Source organism: Marinobacterium sp. BA1 (genome assembly GCF_041155135.1).
In the GTDB taxonomy this organism is placed as follows: domain Bacteria; phylum Pseudomonadota; class Gammaproteobacteria; order Pseudomonadales; family Balneatricaceae; genus Marinobacterium; species Marinobacterium iners.
On sequence record NZ_BAAFHC010000001.1, the window covers coordinates 1,069,168 to 1,084,065 of the forward strand.

17 protein-coding genes, 3 tRNA genes and 2 riboswitches are annotated in these 14,898 nt (G+C 52.2%); of the genes, 13 read left to right on the forward strand and 7 right to left on the reverse strand.

All coding sequences use genetic code 11. The features are described 5' to 3' along the window. Positions 1 to 2: 2 nt before the first annotated feature. Complete coding sequence (locus ACAM29_RS05195; protein ID WP_206841706.1) at positions 3 to 989, reverse strand: hypothetical protein; 987 nt, start codon at positions 987 to 989, stop codon at positions 3 to 5. Positions 990 to 1,020: 31 nt separating this feature from the next. After that, positions 1,021 to 1,386: a helix-turn-helix domain-containing protein gene (locus tag ACAM29_RS05200; RefSeq protein ID WP_369623438.1), complete on the reverse strand. Its 366-nt coding sequence runs from the start codon at positions 1,384 to 1,386 to the stop codon at positions 1,021 to 1,023. Positions 1,387 to 1,868: 482 nt separating this feature from the next. Between ACAM29_RS05200 and ACAM29_RS05205 the strand changes: the two genes are divergently transcribed. Then, positions 1,869 to 3,170: a DEAD/DEAH box helicase gene (locus ACAM29_RS05205; RefSeq protein ID WP_206841699.1), complete on the forward strand. Its 1,302-nt coding sequence runs from the start codon at positions 1,869 to 1,871 to the stop codon at positions 3,168 to 3,170. 134 nt (positions 3,171 to 3,304) lie between these two features. Here the strand turns inward: ACAM29_RS05205 and ACAM29_RS05210 are convergent, their stop codons facing one another. Further along, positions 3,305 to 3,511, reverse strand: coding sequence for a cold-shock protein (locus ACAM29_RS05210; RefSeq protein ID WP_091824050.1), 207 nt, complete (start codon positions 3,509 to 3,511; stop codon positions 3,305 to 3,307). Between the two features lie 414 nt (positions 3,512 to 3,925). On the opposite strand from ACAM29_RS05210, the gene mtnN reads away from it, so the two are divergent. The 9 genes from mtnN to ACAM29_RS05255 all read left to right on the forward strand — a co-directional run bounded on the left by mtnN (position 3,926) and on the right by ACAM29_RS05255 (position 10,087). Next, positions 3,926 to 4,696 carry a 5'-methylthioadenosine/S-adenosylhomocysteine nucleosidase gene (gene mtnN, locus ACAM29_RS05215; RefSeq protein WP_369623439.1) on the forward strand — a complete coding sequence of 257 codons (771 nt, stop codon included), beginning with the start codon at positions 3,926 to 3,928 and terminating at the stop codon, positions 4,694 to 4,696. Positions 4,697 to 4,730: 34 nt separating this feature from the next. Further along, positions 4,731 to 5,909: an alanine--glyoxylate aminotransferase family protein gene (locus tag ACAM29_RS05220; protein ID WP_369623440.1), complete on the forward strand. Its 1,179-nt coding sequence runs from the start codon at positions 4,731 to 4,733 to the stop codon at positions 5,907 to 5,909. A 12-nt stretch (positions 5,910 to 5,921) separates the two neighbouring features. Then, on the forward strand, positions 5,922 to 6,794 hold the full coding sequence (locus ACAM29_RS05225; RefSeq protein WP_369623441.1) for an NAD(P)-dependent oxidoreductase: 873 nt from the start codon (positions 5,922 to 5,924) through the stop codon (positions 6,792 to 6,794). 71 nt (positions 6,795 to 6,865) lie between these two features. Next, positions 6,866 to 7,012 (forward strand): hypothetical protein, encoded by a 147-nt coding sequence (locus ACAM29_RS05230; RefSeq protein ID WP_175527586.1) that lies wholly within the window; start codon positions 6,866 to 6,868, stop codon positions 7,010 to 7,012. A gap of 71 nt (positions 7,013 to 7,083) precedes the next feature. Next, on the forward strand, positions 7,084 to 7,401 hold the full coding sequence (locus ACAM29_RS05235) for an excinuclease ABC subunit C (RefSeq protein ID WP_091824061.1): 318 nt from the start codon (positions 7,084 to 7,086) through the stop codon (positions 7,399 to 7,401). Next, the gene (gene uvrC / locus ACAM29_RS05240; protein ID WP_369623442.1) at positions 7,388 to 9,253 is read left to right on the forward strand and encodes an excinuclease ABC subunit UvrC; all 1,866 of its coding nucleotides are present in this window, start codon (positions 7,388 to 7,390) and stop codon (positions 9,251 to 9,253) included. The genes ACAM29_RS05235 and uvrC overlap by 14 nt, the downstream gene beginning before the upstream one ends. 33 nt (positions 9,254 to 9,286) lie before the next feature. Continuing rightward, the gene (gene pgsA, locus ACAM29_RS05245; protein ID WP_091824538.1) at positions 9,287 to 9,835 is read left to right on the forward strand and encodes a CDP-diacylglycerol--glycerol-3-phosphate 3-phosphatidyltransferase; all 549 of its coding nucleotides are present in this window, start codon (positions 9,287 to 9,289) and stop codon (positions 9,833 to 9,835) included. An 89-nt stretch (positions 9,836 to 9,924) separates the two neighbouring features. Then, positions 9,925 to 10,000: transfer RNA gene (locus ACAM29_RS05250), tRNA-Gly, on the forward strand. A 13-nt stretch (positions 10,001 to 10,013) separates the two neighbouring features. Next, positions 10,014 to 10,087: transfer RNA gene (locus ACAM29_RS05255), tRNA-Cys, on the forward strand. Positions 10,088 to 10,276: 189 nt separating this feature from the next. On the opposite strand, the gene ACAM29_RS05260 is transcribed toward ACAM29_RS05255, so the two are convergent. From ACAM29_RS05260 to gap, 4 genes are all read right to left on the reverse strand, one after another. Continuing rightward, positions 10,277 to 10,894 carry a trimeric intracellular cation channel family protein gene (locus ACAM29_RS05260; RefSeq protein WP_091824066.1) on the reverse strand — a complete coding sequence of 206 codons (618 nt, stop codon included), beginning with the start codon at positions 10,892 to 10,894 and terminating at the stop codon, positions 10,277 to 10,279. Positions 10,895 to 10,923: 29 nt separating this feature from the next. Next, positions 10,924 to 11,023, reverse strand: a riboswitch (glycine riboswitch). 3 nt (positions 11,024 to 11,026) lie between these two features. Beyond that, positions 11,027 to 11,111: riboswitch (glycine riboswitch) on the reverse strand. A 37-nt stretch (positions 11,112 to 11,148) separates the two neighbouring features. Further along, positions 11,149 to 11,364 carry a hypothetical protein gene (locus tag ACAM29_RS05265; protein WP_206841686.1) on the reverse strand — a complete coding sequence of 72 codons (216 nt, stop codon included), beginning with the start codon at positions 11,362 to 11,364 and terminating at the stop codon, positions 11,149 to 11,151. A gap of 281 nt (positions 11,365 to 11,645) precedes the next feature. Continuing rightward, positions 11,646 to 11,731 (reverse strand) — tRNA-Leu (locus ACAM29_RS05270). A 106-nt stretch (positions 11,732 to 11,837) separates the two neighbouring features. Continuing rightward, the gene (gene gap, locus ACAM29_RS05275) at positions 11,838 to 12,842 is read right to left on the reverse strand and encodes a type I glyceraldehyde-3-phosphate dehydrogenase (protein WP_091824072.1); all 1,005 of its coding nucleotides are present in this window, start codon (positions 12,840 to 12,842) and stop codon (positions 11,838 to 11,840) included. Positions 12,843 to 12,984: 142 nt separating this feature from the next. On the opposite strand from gap, the gene ACAM29_RS05280 reads away from it, so the two are divergent. The 3 genes from ACAM29_RS05280 to ACAM29_RS05290 all read left to right on the forward strand — a co-directional run bounded on the left by ACAM29_RS05280 (position 12,985) and on the right by ACAM29_RS05290 (position 14,890). Further along, the gene (locus tag ACAM29_RS05280) at positions 12,985 to 13,650 is read left to right on the forward strand and encodes a DNA-binding protein (RefSeq protein WP_369623443.1); all 666 of its coding nucleotides are present in this window, start codon (positions 12,985 to 12,987) and stop codon (positions 13,648 to 13,650) included. Positions 13,651 to 13,691: 41 nt separating this feature from the next. Next, the gene (locus ACAM29_RS05285) at positions 13,692 to 14,141 is read left to right on the forward strand and encodes a response regulator (protein WP_369623444.1); all 450 of its coding nucleotides are present in this window, start codon (positions 13,692 to 13,694) and stop codon (positions 14,139 to 14,141) included. 74 nt (positions 14,142 to 14,215) lie between these two features. Next, the gene (locus tag ACAM29_RS05290; RefSeq protein ID WP_206841652.1) at positions 14,216 to 14,890 is read left to right on the forward strand and encodes a response regulator transcription factor; all 675 of its coding nucleotides are present in this window, start codon (positions 14,216 to 14,218) and stop codon (positions 14,888 to 14,890) included. Positions 14,891 to 14,898: the final 8 nt, after the last annotated feature.

The following is a 14,898-nucleotide window of genomic DNA, read 5'->3' on the forward strand; positions in this document are numbered from 1 at the left end:
AGTTAAAATTCCCCTTCACTCACCCGATCGCTGGCGCGGATCTTGATGGTCGTCGGCACCTTGATGCTTTTGTTCGACTCGGAGCCTGGCTTCTGGAACTGGGCGAAGGTTTTGAGCTTGTCGAGGACGGTGCTTCCCGCAAGGCCTTGGGCATTGTCATCGTAATAGCTGAACCAGGGGATACCTTCCTGCTTGTATTGCTTGCGCGTAACCGGTGGGTGCGGGACAGGCTCATCGGTTACCTCCTGCCACTGCTTGCTATTGATAATATGAATAAAGCAGCGTGAGGTTGTTTGGTCCCATGCATCAATACCGCGTGAGTCTTCGTATATCGTCTGCTTGATTTTGCCGCCAAGGCCCAGCCCCATCGGTTCTGCCGACCGCCTGAAAAACATCGGTAACTCGATGCCATCCTGTTCAAGCTGGGCTATTCGCTTGCGTTCTTCTTCCTGTTCACGCTCGTAAATATCAGCCTTGAGCGGGTAGGCGATGATCTGCAGTCCGCCAAACTCGGCCTCGCCGGTAAGCTGTTCTTCAACGGACTGGCCATCGCCTAATGGGCTGGCGACAAACTGGCGCACCTGATCATGCCCGGTGGAAAAGCCGTCCAGCCATGGCTGCTTAGGTATGGTGACATAGTCTTGTGGATCAGCCTGAAGGTCGTTTTGCCAGCCGCCACCAGTCACAGCATTGATCTTCCCGGCCGCTATTTTGACCGCCATCGGGTATTGTCCGCTGAAGTTGATCCACATTGCCTCCGACTGATACATCGGCATCATGACACCGCCACGCTGTAACCAGTGTTCAGGCACCTTTGCATGGTGATCTTCGATATGAACCAGTGGAAATTGACCCAAGCCTGCCGGCAGAGGGTATTCCTTGCCATCATCCGGTATGCGCAGGGTGCGCTGAAAGCTGATGCGCAGGACGGCATCGGCATGAACTTCCGGGAACCGGAAGACAAGGGTGTCATTTTCCAAAGTGACCATGATGAGTCTCCTTCCTTGATTAGAGTGGTTGTTACCAGTCTCCGTCCGAAACCTCACGCACAAGGCGCAGTACTGCATGGTCGGGTGTGTCTTTAAGCTGTCGCAGCAGCTGAGAAAACAGTTGTGGACGTTGGCAGATGATCTCACGCAGGTCAGCGGATACCTTACCGGCCATGGCCAGCAGCACATCTGCATCCAGATTTAGCTCCTGAGCCAGTCGCTTGAGTGCGTCCTCGCTGGGCGGTGGCAGCTCTTCACGCTCGATCTTGCTCAGATAGGTCGGCTTTATGCCCACGCGTTCGGCTACTTGCCGCAGTGAGTAGCCTTTGTCGTGCTGGCGCCGCAGTTCGCGTTGCTGGCGGATGTAAGGTCCAAGTCCATTCATAATGTGTAGCATATACTACACGTTTAAGGTGGTAAAAGAGGTTTTGGCGGTTTTGGCAGTAGGGTGGGGAGGGGTAAGGCCTGTGTGAGAAAAAAATCATGTAGCAGAATCATAACTGCTACCATTACTGTGACTAATCCCGATGATTAGATTTAATGGTTAGTTAACCTATTGTTTATGAACGATCATTTTGAACTATAAAAATTGAAGCTCTCGACGTTCATTAAAAAACCTTTTTGAACAATTAATTAGGGATATCATCTCCAGTAATGCATAAGGTATGGATGCGATGCCGGGTATGATGTTGTTGGTGCTATGATAGCAGAGCTGTTGGTTGCTGGCAGGGGTGGTTGAGATTCAGATGGCTGTTGAGCGGCATCTAGGGTAAGCTAGTGCGCAGTGATTTTTCAATTATACCTGTTACACCTCATATCGCCGTCACGCTATTCCGGCTTGTCGGCTATCCCTGTTGTACTTCAAGAGACTAATGTTGCATGAGTTTTGCTTCTCTGGGGCTGTCAGCTCCGTTGCTGAAAGCGGTAGCTGATCAGGGCTACGACACCCCTTCCCCCATCCAGTTGCAGGCGATTCCTGCTGTGCTGGCAGGTCGTGATGTAATGGCGGCCGCCCAAACCGGTACGGGTAAAACAGCCGGATTTACGCTGCCGATGCTGGAGCGCCTGGTAGGCGGAAAGCCTGCGGGTGCCAATCAGGCACGGGCTCTGGTATTGACACCAACCCGTGAACTGGCTGCTCAGGTGGGCGAAAGCGTTGCTACCTATGGGCGTAATCTGAAGCTGCGCTCTGCTGTGGTGTTTGGTGGTGTGAAGATCAACCCGCAGATGCAAAAGCTGCGCGGCGGAGTGGATGTATTGGTCGCGACGCCAGGGCGTCTGCTGGATCTGTATCAGCAAAATGCCATCCGCTTCAATCATCTGGAAATTCTGGTGTTGGATGAAGCCGACCGTATGCTGGATATGGGTTTTATCAATGATATTCGCAAGATCATGGCGCTGCTGCCGGCTCGACGTCAGAACCTGATGTTTTCGGCCACGTTTTCTGACCCGATTCGCAAGCTGGCCAAGGGTATTGTGAATGATCCGGTTGAGGTGTCGGTTAGTCCCGGCAACAGTACGGCGGATACAGTCAGGCAGTGGTTGAGTCCGGTTGATAAGAAGCGAAAACCGGATCTGTTGCTTGAATTGATTCGCCAGCATGGCTGGAAGCAGGTGCTGGTGTTTACAAAAACCAAGCATGGTGCCAACAAGCTGGCCAAGTTTCTGGATGATGCTGGTGTCAAGTCGGCCGCCATTCATGGCAACAAAAGCCAGGGTGCACGCACCAAGGCGCTGGCTGACTTCAAATCCGGCGCGGTAGAGGTGCTGGTCGCAACTGATATCGCGGCTCGCGGGCTGGATATCGACCAGCTGCCGCAGGTAGTTAACTTCGAGCTGCCAAATGTGGCCGAAGATTATGTGCATCGCATAGGTCGTACTGGTCGTGCCGGTGCAACAGGGCAGGCTGTTTCGCTGGTGTGTGCCGATGAGGCTGATCTTTTGTTCGGTATTGAGCGTTTGACGCGGCAGACGATCGAGCGTCAGGAGGTTGAAGGCTTTGAGCCTGTGCATCCATTGCCGCCTGCGGGTACTCGAGTGCCTGCGTCAAAGCGTGGCGGTGAGCAGAAGCGGGGCGCCCGCAAGCCCAAGGTAGAGCATAAGGATGGTCAGAAGCCGGCTGGCAGCGCGCATGCTCGTCGTCGTGCTCGCCGCCCCCGAGCGGTTGCCGCTGCGGGTTAACAATTGAGGGAGGGGGTGCCTCGGTTTGTCGGGGCGTCCTGTCTGCGCAAGCTGCTGAATATTTTGATACAAAAATCAGGCACAAAAAAAGCGACTCGTGGTCGCTTTTTTTAGATTCGGCAGTAAGAGCAAGCTTACAGCGGAACGATGTTCTCAGCCTGAGGACCTTTCTGGCCCTGAGTGACCTTGAACTCAACCTTCTGGCCTTCGTGCAGGGTTTTGAAGCCTGAACCCTGGATAGCGCTGAAGTGAGCAAAGACGTCCGGACCGGATTCCTGCTCGATGAAGCCAAAGCCTTTAGTTTCGTTGAACCACTTAACGGTGCCGGTAGTAGTAGACATGATGATCTATCCTAAATTTCAAAATATTTTTTTGCCAAGACTGTGTCGAGGCGGTTTGCTCTAAAAGTTGCTATCTACTTATGAATCTCAGGACGAGTACTAACTACAAGGCAGGACTTCGAAATGGTCGTACGTAAATATATGCGTTACTTTCAAGCTGAAAATCATTCTATACGGTTGCCTCGCCTTGTCAATCAAATATTACGGGTGTTGTTAAAATAAATCATAGCTTGTGTATGTGAATTAAGTACACAATACGTATTGTGTACTTAATTTTATTCTTTATGGCGAGTGTGTGATTCAGGGTTGAATAGGGCTGGAGTCATGCGTTTTGTGCGGTTCTAAATTGCGAATTGAACCTGTCGTGGTAGCATGAGTTTTTTCCGCCATATCGAACCCTGAAGCGCTATCTCAATGACAATGAAGCCCTCCTTTGCTGAAGTACTTGAAAATCTGACTCGTCCCCCGCGCATTGCTCTTATTGGTGCAATGGATCAAGAGATCGAATTACTCAAAAACTCCCTGCAGGGTGTCGGCACCCACATGGTGGCTGGTTATCCCTTTTATACTGGAGCGCTTGATGGCGTTGAGGTGGTGTTACTCAAGTCCGGTATCGGTAAGGTCAATGCCGCGATAGGTACAACCTTGCTGTTGCAGCAGTTTGAGCCAGATTGTGTCATTAACACCGGATCGGCCGGCGGGTTTGATGCTGCGCTCAATGTAGGCGATGTCGTGATTTCGGATGAGGTTCGTCATCATGATGTGGATGTAACGGTATTTGGTTATGAGCCTGGTCAGGTGCCCGGGCTGCCCGCAGCGTTCACGGCCGACCCCTTGCTGGCGAGAATGGCAGAGGAGTGCATTGCACAGATGCCTCATGTCAATACGGTTCGAGGGCTTATTGCAACCGGTGATAGTTTTATGAACTGTCCGTCGCGCGTGGCGAGCACTAGGGTTCTGTTTCCGTCCATGAAGGCGGTCGAGATGGAAGCTGCTGCCATCGCCCAAACCTGTCATCAATTCGGTACGCCTTTTATCGTTATCCGTGCGCTTTCGGATATTGCAGGCAAGGAGTCGAATCTTTCATTTGAGCAGTTTCTTGATAAGGCGGCACAACATTCAGCCGAGATGGTAATTGCCATTGTGAAACGGATCGCCGCAAGGGCTACAAACAACGCAAAGTAATAATCATAAATAATTGTTATTTAAGGAAATTGACATGATCAATTCTTTCCATCCCCCGCTGCGAACTCTTATGGGACCAGGGCCTTCTGATGTTAGCCCGCGTGTGCTTGCGGCCATGGCTCGCCCAACTATTGGGCATCTTGATCCTGCCTTTATTGGCATGATGGATGAAATCAAGCAGCTGTTGCAGTTTGTCCTGCGCACCAACAACGAATTGACCATGCCTGTTTCAGCACCGGGCTCGGCGGGGATGGAAGCGTGCTTTGTTAACCTGGTTGAGCCGGGTGACAAGGTGATCGTCTGCCAAAACGGCGTGTTCGGCGGGCGCATGAAAGAAAACGTTGAGCGCTTCGGTGGCATCGCTCTGATGGTTGAAGATGAATGGGGCACAGCGGTCAGCCTGGATAAGGTCAGGGTGCTGATGGAGCAGCATGACGACATCAAACTGCTGGCCTTCGTTCATGCAGAAACCTCAACCGGTGTTCGTTCCGATGCAGAGGCTTTGTGTCGCCTGGCGCGTGACTATGGCTGTTTGACCATTGTTGATGCAGTCACCTCTCTGGGTGGGATAGAGCTTGAGGTTGACCTCTGGGGGATAGATGCCATCTATTCAGGCACTCAAAAGTGCCTGTCGGCCCCGCCCGGAATTTCTCCCGTCAGTTTCAGTGAGCGCGCGCTCGAAAAGGTGCGGCAGCGAGAGAGTCGCGTCCCCAGCTGGTTCCTTGATAAGAAGTTGGTGATGGGATACTGGGGTGGAGGGCAGAAACGCGCCTACCATCACACGGCGCCAGTTAATGCGCTGTACGGTTTGCATGAGTCGTTGGTCATGCTGCAGGAAGAGGGTATCAAGCAGGCTTGGGAGCGTCATCAGTACCATCATCAGGCCTTGCGGGCTGGGCTTGAGGCGATGGGGCTTCATTTTACTGTTGATGCGCCAGTGCGTTTGCCTCAGCTGAATTCGGTTGCAGTGCCGACTGGGGTTGATGAAGCCCGTGTGCGTTCACTTTTGCTGGAGCGTTATGGGCTTGAAATCGGTGCGGGCCTCGGGGTTCTGGCGGGTAAGGTATGGCGTATCGGTCTTATGGGCAGCTCATGCACGCGGCGTCACGTTATGGTATGCATAGATGCGCTCGAAAATACGCTGCTTGAACTGGGTGCTGATATTCATGCGGGTGTGGCTGCACAGGCTGCATCGGCTGCTTACGCCGAGTAAGGAGAATATATCATGGCTAAAATCGCTTTTATCGGCTTGGGTGTCATGGGTTTTCCGATGGCAGGTCATTTGGCGCGCGCCGGGCATGATGTATGTGTCTATAACCGTACCCGCAGCAAGGCCGAGCACTGGTGTGCTACCTATTCCGGCCGTTCTGCCGCGACACCGGCTGCTGCTGCAGAGGGTGCCGAATTCGTCTTTACCTGCGTGGGTAATGATGACGACTTGCGTCAGGTGACTACCGGAGCGGAAGGTGTTTTGAAAACGCTTTCATCAGGTTCTGTGCTGATAGATCACACCACGGCTTCTGCTGAAGTGGCGCGGGAGTTGGATTTACAGGCTAAAGAGCAGGGTTGTGGCTTTCTTGACGCTCCTGTTTCGGGTGGTCAAGCCGGAGCCGAAAACGGTGTACTGAGTATCATGATTGGCGGGGTGGAGGCTGATTACGGCCGGGTTTCGCCTCTGCTTGATGCGTATGCCAAGTCTCATCGTTTGCTGGGTGAGGCCGGCAGTGGTCAACTTGCCAAAATGGTCAATCAGATCTGTATTGCCGGGCTGGTTCAGGGTTTGGCTGAGGCTGTGCACTTCGTCAAGCGTGCGGGGCTTGAGGGGGAGGCTGTTTTTGATGTAATTCAGCACGGAGCTGCAGGGTCATGGCAGATGGCAAACCGTCATCAAAGCATGCTGGATGATCGTTATGACTTCGGGTTCGCTGTGGACTGGATGCGCAAGGATCTTCGAATTGCGCTTGAAGAAGCCCGGCGTAATGGTGCGCGTCTCCCGGTTACGGCGCTTGTTGACCAGTTTTATGCTGATTTGCAGGCCGAGGGTAATGGTCGACTGGATACATCAAGTCTGCTCAAAAGGCTTGAGAAAGGGGGCTGAACTGCAGATAATGCCGTTCTTTCGCCCAGCGGTGCGAACAGAATTATTACAATGATTGAGGAGCAGTTTCTATGTTGAATATCGATAAATACAGCATGATTTCATTCGCACCGAGTATTGCGATTGTGGCGGCGATGCTGGTAATGACGTTTCTTGGTGTGCGCTTTCTGAAGCGAGAAATCGCCAAGGATGCTGCCCGAGCACAGCAAAAGAAGTAATAGATTTGGCGGCCTTGGTCGCCTGATTTTCCGGAGGTGAATCAGGCCTCTACCCGTCAAGGAGGGATCAGATGACAACCATCAATAGTCGGCGTCATGCAGCCTCGGTTGCGCAGCCGAGTGAGCGTGAGCGCCATCCTCTACTGTCTGACAACGACATCAACACCATTCTGGTGAATGGTGCGCAGATCTCTCTCAGTAAGTTGAAGCGGGCACGTAGTTTTGATGCGCGTCTGTATTACTATGCTGAAATCGGTGTCTATCTTGAGGTGTCGCTCTCCCGGGGCGCGGGTATTCTGGATGCAACCCGTGAGCAGCTTGAAGCCATTCATCGCGAGGCCACCCACCTGCATATGGATGCCAACAAAAACCTGAATGAAGTTAGCTGAAGAGCAACAAGACCCGGCTGCCGATAGCGCTGTCGGGTTTGACAGCAAGGCATTCCTGCGCCGATTAACCCAGCGGCCCGGTGTGTATCAGATGTATGATGCCGGCGGAAAAATTCTTTACGTTGGTAAAGCTAAAAATCTCAAGAGCCGGGTCAGCAGCTATTTTCGCTCCAGTGGGCTGAGTACAAAGACTCAGGCACTGGTTGCTCGTATTTGCCGTATTGAGGTCACCGTCACCGGCAGTGAGACGGAAGCTCTGTTGCTGGAGCAAAACCTGATCAAGCAGCAGCGTCCTCCCTACAATATTTTGCTGCGCGACGATAAATCCTATCCCTATATCTTTGTCAGTGACCGCGATACTTTCCCGGCCATCACTTTTCAGCGGGGGGCAGGGCGTAAAAATGGGCGCTATTTTGGCCCCTATCCCAGTTCCGGTGCAGTGAAAGAGAGTCTCAATCTGCTGCAGAAGGTGTTTCGGATTCGCCAGTGTGAAGACAGTTTCTTTCGAAATCGCTCTCGCCCCTGTCTGCAGTATCAGATCAGGCGCTGTACGGCACCCTGTGTCGGCCTGATTAGTGAGGATGCCTATCGTCAGGACCTCAATCACGCAATGCAGTTCCTGCAGGGGCGTAGCCAGGAATTGATGCAGACACTGGCGCAGGAAATGGAGGATGCCGCCGCCCGTCTTGAATTTGAGCGTGCCGCCAGTCTGCGTGACCAGATCAGTGCATTGCAGCAGGTACAGGAGCAGCAGTTTGTCAGTGGGCAAAGTGGTGATGCCGATGTGCTGGGGTGTGCAGTTCAGCCTGGTGGTGTCTGTGTTCATGCACTGTTTGTGCGTGGTGGGCGCGTCATCGGCAGCAAGGTTTATCATCCTCGGGTGTCGATTGAGGATACGCCAGCGGAAGTATTGTCTGCTTTTATCGCTCAGTTTTATTTAAGCGGTCCACGTGAGATTCCTGCAGCCGTGATTGTTTCCGTTGAGCTACCTGATCAGGAGTGTATTCAGCAGGCCTTGGAGCAGCGGCGCGGACGCAAGATGGCCATCATGTCGCGCGTGAGGGGGGATCGCGCCGGTTGGCAGCGTCTGGCCCAAACCAACGCGGAGCAGCAGCTGGGCAGTCATCTGGCCAGTAAGCAGAATATCTATAATCGCTATTTGGCACTGCAGGATGCACTGGGGCTGGACTCAATCCCGCAACGCCTTGAATGCTTTGATATCAGTCACAGTTCAGGCGAGGCAACAGTAGCCTCCTGTGTTGTCTTTGACCGAGAGGGGCCGAAGAAGTCGGACTATCGGCGTTTTAATATTGAAAATATAACAGGCGGGGATGACTATGCCGCCATGCATCAGGCCCTCAGTCGTCGGTATACACGAGTGCGCAAGGGGGAGGGGGTGTTGCCGGATCTGTTGATCATTGATGGTGGAAAAGGGCAGGTTGCACAGGCAGTGATGGTTATGGAAGAGCTGCAAATCAACGACGTACTGGTCGTAGGAGTGGCGAAGGGGCCGACTCGGAAAGCGGGCTTTGAAGTGTTGATTCGTGGTGATAGCGGGGAAGAGACTGTGCTTGCATCGGATTCGCCCGCTTTGCATCTATTGCAACATATTCGTGATGAATCGCACCGGTTTGCCATTACAGGGCATCGGGCGAGGCGCGGCAAAGCGCGCCGCAAATCAACCTTGGAAGGAATATCTGGAGTAGGCCCCAAGCGCAGACGCGAACTGCTGAAGCATTTTGGTGGTGTCAAAGAGGTCGAGCGGGCCAGTGTTGAAGAAATCGCAAAAGTCTCTACTATAAGCCGGACGTTGGCACAGGAAATTTATGCCGCACTCCACCCCGAAAGTTGAAGCAGGAAGTAACGGGACACTCATTTGTATACGATAAAACTACCCAACCTACTGACGCTGCTTCGCATCGTCCTGATTCCAGTTTTCATACTGGTTTATTACCTGCCATATGCGTGGTCACCTTGGGCGGCATCCGCCATTTTTGGTCTGGCCGCGATTACTGACTGGTTTGATGGCTATTTGGCTCGGAAGCTTGATCAGGCTTCCCCCTTTGGGGCTTTTCTTGATCCTGTGGCAGATAAATTGATGGTGGCTGCCGCACTTGTAGTGCTGGTTGAGGTATTCGCTTCTCCTTTGGTCACTATTCCTGCAATTGTCATTATAGGGCGAGAAATTGTTATTTCGGCTCTGCGCGAATGGATGGCTGAACTCGGCGAGCGTGCCAGTGTGGCAGTATCAAATATTGGAAAAATCAAGACAACACTGCAGATGGTCTCGATTCTCATCTTGATAGCAATGCCGCTGTATAGTCCGCTTTCCTGGTTGGGAATTGTTGCGCTGTATGGTGCTGCGGCGCTGACACTATGGTCAATGGTGCTCTACCTGCACGCGGCATGGCCTCATCTGAGTGATGATATCTGAAGTAAGTGGTTAATATTTAAGCAAATTTTTTTCAGTATTATGGTTGACACCCCGCGGGATCTCTCTATAATACGCACCACTGTTGAGGCGCGGGAATAGCTCAGTTGGTAGAGCACGACCTTGCCAAGGTCGGGGTCGCGAGTTCGAGTCTCGTTTCCCGCTCCAATCTCAACGGTATGGCTGGATGGCAGAGTGGTCATGCAGCGGACTGCAACTCCGTGTACGCCGGTTCGATTCCGACTCCAGCCTCCATTCCTCTCAGGTGATTTTTTGACACCTGAGAGGAATGGAACCATACAAAATAACTTCCCCTCTTCGTTGTTAGTGCTGTCAATATTCTGCACAGCTCTATATCTAATCAATTACTCTCTTTTTCGGCTTATCGATTCTGTCTGCTCCGCCTTGGTTTAAACGGGCAGGCGTATGCCTGCCCTCAGGCAATTATTTCCAGCGGCCAGGGGCGTAGCTGAATACAGGCAACGACCAGTGCCAGTATATGGCGGCTACACGCATCATGATGCCGGTGGCAAACGACAGTATTAGATTGAGATCATGATTTAATCCCATTTGCTCCAGCTGGAGATAAAGCAATGCAACCAGCAAAGAGATGCTTGCATAGAGTTCGTGTCGAAAAACTACAGGTACTCGCTGACACAGTACATCGCGCAGAATGCCCCCAAAAATACCCGTTATCATGCCTGCCATAACAACTATGGGTGTACTGTAGCCGAGCTCAAGGGCTACATTGCAGCCAATGATGGTAAATGCAATAAGGCCCATGGCGTCCAGCAGCAGGAAGATCTTGTGCAAATGATGCATGAAGCGGGCAATCAGCATGGTGATCAGTCCGGCTGAGACAGTCAGGTAGATGTACTCGGGGTGCTGTGTCCAGGAAACAGGAAAGTGTCCCAGTAGAATATCGCGAATGGTGCCACCGCCCAGGGCGGTGATGAAGGCGATAACACTTACGCCAAACATATCCATATTACGACGGCCGGCAGCAAGTGCGCCAGACATGGCCTCTGCGGTAATGGCGAGAATGTAGATGTAGGTGAGCACGTGTAAACCTCCCGTTAGGGTGTTTATCCGCCTCTCCCTCTGTCCGGGTTACCTGAGAGTTTGCACGCTTTCGGCGTGTTGCCCCTTCGGTGGGTCAGTTCTGGCTGACCGCTCTCCAGTCGACGTAATATGTGTGTGGTCGCAGTACCTGAGCCTGAGCGATTATGGGAGTTTGCGCCTTCGGCGGGGCGTGAGCCCTCTCTCCTGCGAAGCGGCGATTATAGCTTGTGCAGGAAATAAGGCAACCGTCCAAATCAGCTGCGGCGTTTGATGTCGCGCATCAAGCTGGACAAGTCCAGTCCGGTATTGGCTGCAAGGGCGTCGAGATCATGAAAGGCGGGGGGGAGGGAGCGTTGTTTGAGTTTCTGTTGCTGCTGATCTTCAATACGCTGTACGAGCATTTTGCGAACCTGTTCCAGTTGTTCAGGCTCCAGGTTCATTAAATAGGCAGGCAGTTCGGTTTCACTCATACCAATATAGTTCCTGACAAGTCAGTATCACGTTAGGTGTACATCCAGTACAGATAATAAAGAAGGTGTTGTATCCAGGTGGTGTGCAGCAAATAAAACTACGGATATCGATTGTATATAGGCCATAGGTCACCTGCAAGCCTTATTCGGGAGTACAGATTAGGATCTTGCATGGATATCTTGGTGGCAATATAACGGGCGTGATTATGTGCAAAAACTATCAAAAGGGAGTTTGTTTTTAGAATCCAAGTGTTGTTTAAAGGGTTTCTTTACAGACTGACTGGTGCCCCGAACCGGACTCGAACCGGTACAGCCAAAGGCCGAGGGATTTTAAATCCCTTGTGTCTACCAATTTCACCATCGGGGCTTTGCGCGCTGATTAAGGGCTTGGTCTTTTCAATCAAAGCGTTGAGCGCGCATTCTCCCGTTGCTTGAATAAAAAGTCAAACGAAATACGCGCTCTGCTCCCTGGCTTAGGAGGTCTTGTGCATGCAGCTGGCTGTATCCAGCATGCGATTAGAAAAACCCCACTCGTTGTCATACCAGGCGAACACCTTAACCATGCTGCCAAGCACCTGAGTTTGAAGGCTGTCATAGATGGTAGAGGCGCTGTGATGGTTGAAATCTATCGATACTAAAGGAGTGCTATTGTACTCAATAATCCCTTTGCTGGCCTCGGCTGCACGTTTCATGATGGCGTTCACCTCTTCAACGGTAGTGTTGCGGTTGGCGGTAAAGGTCAGGTCAACCAGTGAAACGTTTGCAGTTGGAACGCGTACAGCAAGACCTGAAAGTCGGCCATCGAGTTCCGGCAGCACCAGTCCAACTGCCTTGGCGGCACCGGTCTTGGTTGGAATCATGGATAGAGCTGCCGCCCGTGCTCGATACAGGTCTGTGTGATACACATCAGTCAAGTGTTGATCGTTTGTGTACGAGTGGATGGTTGTCATGAGGCCTTGCTGGATGCCGATCGAGTCGTTCAGTGCTTTTGCCATCGGGGCCAGGCAATTCGTTGTGCAGGATGCGTTTGAGACAACTTGATGTTCTGAGGTAAGTATCGATTCGTTAACGCCGAAAACAATAGTTGCGTCGGCTCCCTTGGCTGGGGCAGAAACCAGTACCTTGCCGGCGCCTTGCTGCAAATGAATACTGGCCTGTTCGCGGTCTGTAAATCGACCTGTGCACTCGAACACAATATCAACGCCCAGTTCGCGCCAGGGGAGGGCGTGAGGATCTGGCTCGCGCAGCATCCGAATAGAGTGCTCTCCTAGAATCAAGCGATCCTTTTCAGCGCGAACTGGCCACATAAAGCGGCCGTGCACTGAGTCGTACTCGGTCAAGTGAGCACTGATCGCACTGTCTCCAAGATCATTGATCGCCACTACCTCAAACTCCTGCTCGCGGCCACTCTCGTACAGGGCGCGCAGGATGTTGCGACCGATCCTGCCGTAGCCGTTGATTGCAATGCGTATAGCCATGGTTGCTGCTCCTTTTTTATAGGCTTTACAGTATCTTAGATGAGTTTGGCTGATCGGGGTATGTGTGGCTTGCGTTTCCTGTCAGTGAGGCGTTAAATTGGTCTAGCTCGATACATATCATTCAATACATATTGCGTACTATATGTCCAAAAAAAGCGATACACATGCCCGGGTCATTGAGGTGGCTGATCAGCTTCTGGAAGAAGGAATCCGGCCTACGCAGCAAAATGTGCGTGAGAGGTTGGGTAGCGGTAGTCTGACGACGATCAATCGCGCCCTGAATGACTGGTGGCATACTCTTGCGCAGCGTATTTCTCGTCGAAATGAGCACCCTGAGCTTCCTGAACCGGTCCTGACTTTGGCCAATCAGGCCTGGGATCGCGCTCTGGCTTATGCCGAGCATCAGTTCGCTGAGCAAAAACAGGCGCTTGAGCAAAGGCAGCAGGAGTTGCTGCAGTCTGCACAGCAAAAAAACAGTGGTGGTGAGCGGGCTCTTTCTGATGCACATAGTCAGAACGCAAGGCTGCTCGATCGCTGCGAGCAGCTGGCGCAGGAGAAGCGTGAGCTTGAAAGGCGCGTCTTTGAACTGGAAGAGCAGCAGTTGAAACTTACTGTGGAGCGCGATGCTGCTCAGCGTGAGGTGCGCCAACTGCAACATATGGGCGCCGAAAATGGCGGGCATGCTGAGGCCATGATTGAGCTGCGGGTACGCTCGCGAATGCAGGAAGAGGAGCTTCAGCGTTTGCGCCAGCTTGGCGATCAGCTAAGTCAGGAGAATGCCCGACTGAGGAATCGGCTGGGTGAATGATTATAAAGCTTTTTAACTTGCTTCCCTAATGAATTGAAAATATGGAATTTTATTTATCCAGTGATATTGGCGTACAGGAAGTGACAGAACGCCTGCGTGCCTGCTCGCCGGGCGACCAGGTGAGTTGCTCTGATGAGGCTCTGTTCGAAGTTGCCAAGGCTGTACTGGTGCGTGAGAAGCTTGCAGGGCTCACGATTCAGCTGCTGGATGCCGGTGATTATGTGTTGCGTACGGTCACCAGTCGTCGCAGGCACCAGGTTGAAAAGCTGGATCGATTCAATGATCGACAGGAGTCGGTGCTTAAAGCATTGGAACGTGTGCTGGCTCATTGTGATAAAGAAGGGATTCGACTGATCGGATTCAGTGATGAGTTGGTTGCAGTGCCGGCTCATCTTGATAATAGTGCTTGTCTCACGGCTGAGGCCGTAGATGTTGACACCTCTGGTGTTTATCGGGGTGCTGACAGTATAGGGGAATATACTAAAGGGTAATTCCTGAGTGGTGAGTTGGCAGGGTGGTTCTGGTATTCTTTCTGCGCGTTTCGATCAACACACGGGGGGCTGATATGAGCGATACTATCCGCATATTGCTGGTTGATGATCACTCGATCGTCCGTGCTGGATTCCAGCATATGTTGTTGAAAGAAGAAGATATGGAGATTTTGGCTGAGGCTGAGAACGGTAGACAGGCTGTTGAGCTGTATCGAGAGTTATCGCCTGACGTCGTTGTAATGGATCTCGCCATGCCTGCTGACAGTACGACTGTAGAGGCGACCTCAACGACAGGTGGTCTTGATGCCATCAAGCATATTCTGGCTATTGATCCTTATGCGCGTATTCTGGTGTTAACAATCTGGGAGGCCAGTCCTTACCCCGCGCGGGTGGCTGATGCGGGGGTTAAAGGTTATGTGACCAAGCGCTGTGCCCAGGATGAGCTTGTGCATGCTGTGCGTGAAATCTATTGTGGGCGCAGCTATTTTTCCAGGTCGGTCAGTGATCAGATTGGGCAAGACTCACATGTTCCGCCAGAGCATTCTCCCATTGCGCAGCTGACCCGGCGTGAGCTGGAAATTTTTACACTTTTGGCTGAGGGGCGCAGCGTAAACGCCATCGCTGAAACTATATTTCTCAGCCCTAAAACAGTTCATGCGCACCGTGCCAACATTCTTCGCAAGCTGAGTCTCACCAATGGTTCCGAAATCATCCATCTCGCATTGAGGGCCGGAATCATACAGGCCTGATCGGGTCT

Excerpts from the sequence above, each read along its gene's own strand:
- ACAM29_RS05195 (WP_206841706.1), bottom strand. The coding sequence starts at position 989 with ATGGTCACTTTGGAAAATGACACCCTTGTCTTCCGGTTCCCGGAAGTT.
- ACAM29_RS05200 (WP_369623438.1), bottom strand. The coding sequence starts at position 1,386 with ATGCTACACATTATGAATGGACTTGGACCTTACATCCGCCAGCAACGC.
- ACAM29_RS05205 (WP_206841699.1), top strand. The coding sequence starts at position 1,869 with ATGAGTTTTGCTTCTCTGGGGCTGTCAGCTCCGTTGCTGAAAGCGGTA.
- ACAM29_RS05210 (WP_091824050.1), bottom strand. The coding sequence starts at position 3,511 with ATGTCTACTACTACCGGCACCGTTAAGTGGTTCAACGAAACTAAAGGC.
- mtnN (WP_369623439.1), top strand. The coding sequence starts at position 3,926 with ATGACAATGAAGCCCTCCTTTGCTGAAGTACTTGAAAATCTGACTCGT.
- ACAM29_RS05220 (WP_369623440.1), top strand. The coding sequence starts at position 4,731 with ATGATCAATTCTTTCCATCCCCCGCTGCGAACTCTTATGGGACCAGGG.
- ACAM29_RS05225 (WP_369623441.1), top strand. The coding sequence starts at position 5,922 with ATGGCTAAAATCGCTTTTATCGGCTTGGGTGTCATGGGTTTTCCGATG.
- ACAM29_RS05230 (WP_175527586.1), top strand. The coding sequence starts at position 6,866 with ATGTTGAATATCGATAAATACAGCATGATTTCATTCGCACCGAGTATT.
- ACAM29_RS05235 (WP_091824061.1), top strand. The coding sequence starts at position 7,084 with ATGACAACCATCAATAGTCGGCGTCATGCAGCCTCGGTTGCGCAGCCG.
- uvrC (WP_369623442.1), top strand. The coding sequence starts at position 7,388 with ATGAAGTTAGCTGAAGAGCAACAAGACCCGGCTGCCGATAGCGCTGTC.
- ACAM29_RS05265 (WP_206841686.1), bottom strand. The coding sequence starts at position 11,364 with ATGAGTGAAACCGAACTGCCTGCCTATTTAATGAACCTGGAGCCTGAA.
- gap (WP_091824072.1), bottom strand. The coding sequence starts at position 12,842 with ATGGCTATACGCATTGCAATCAACGGCTACGGCAGGATCGGTCGCAAC.
- ACAM29_RS05280 (WP_369623443.1), top strand. The coding sequence starts at position 12,985 with ATGTCCAAAAAAAGCGATACACATGCCCGGGTCATTGAGGTGGCTGAT.
- ACAM29_RS05285 (WP_369623444.1), top strand. The coding sequence starts at position 13,692 with ATGGAATTTTATTTATCCAGTGATATTGGCGTACAGGAAGTGACAGAA.
- ACAM29_RS05290 (WP_206841652.1), top strand. The coding sequence starts at position 14,216 with ATGAGCGATACTATCCGCATATTGCTGGTTGATGATCACTCGATCGTC.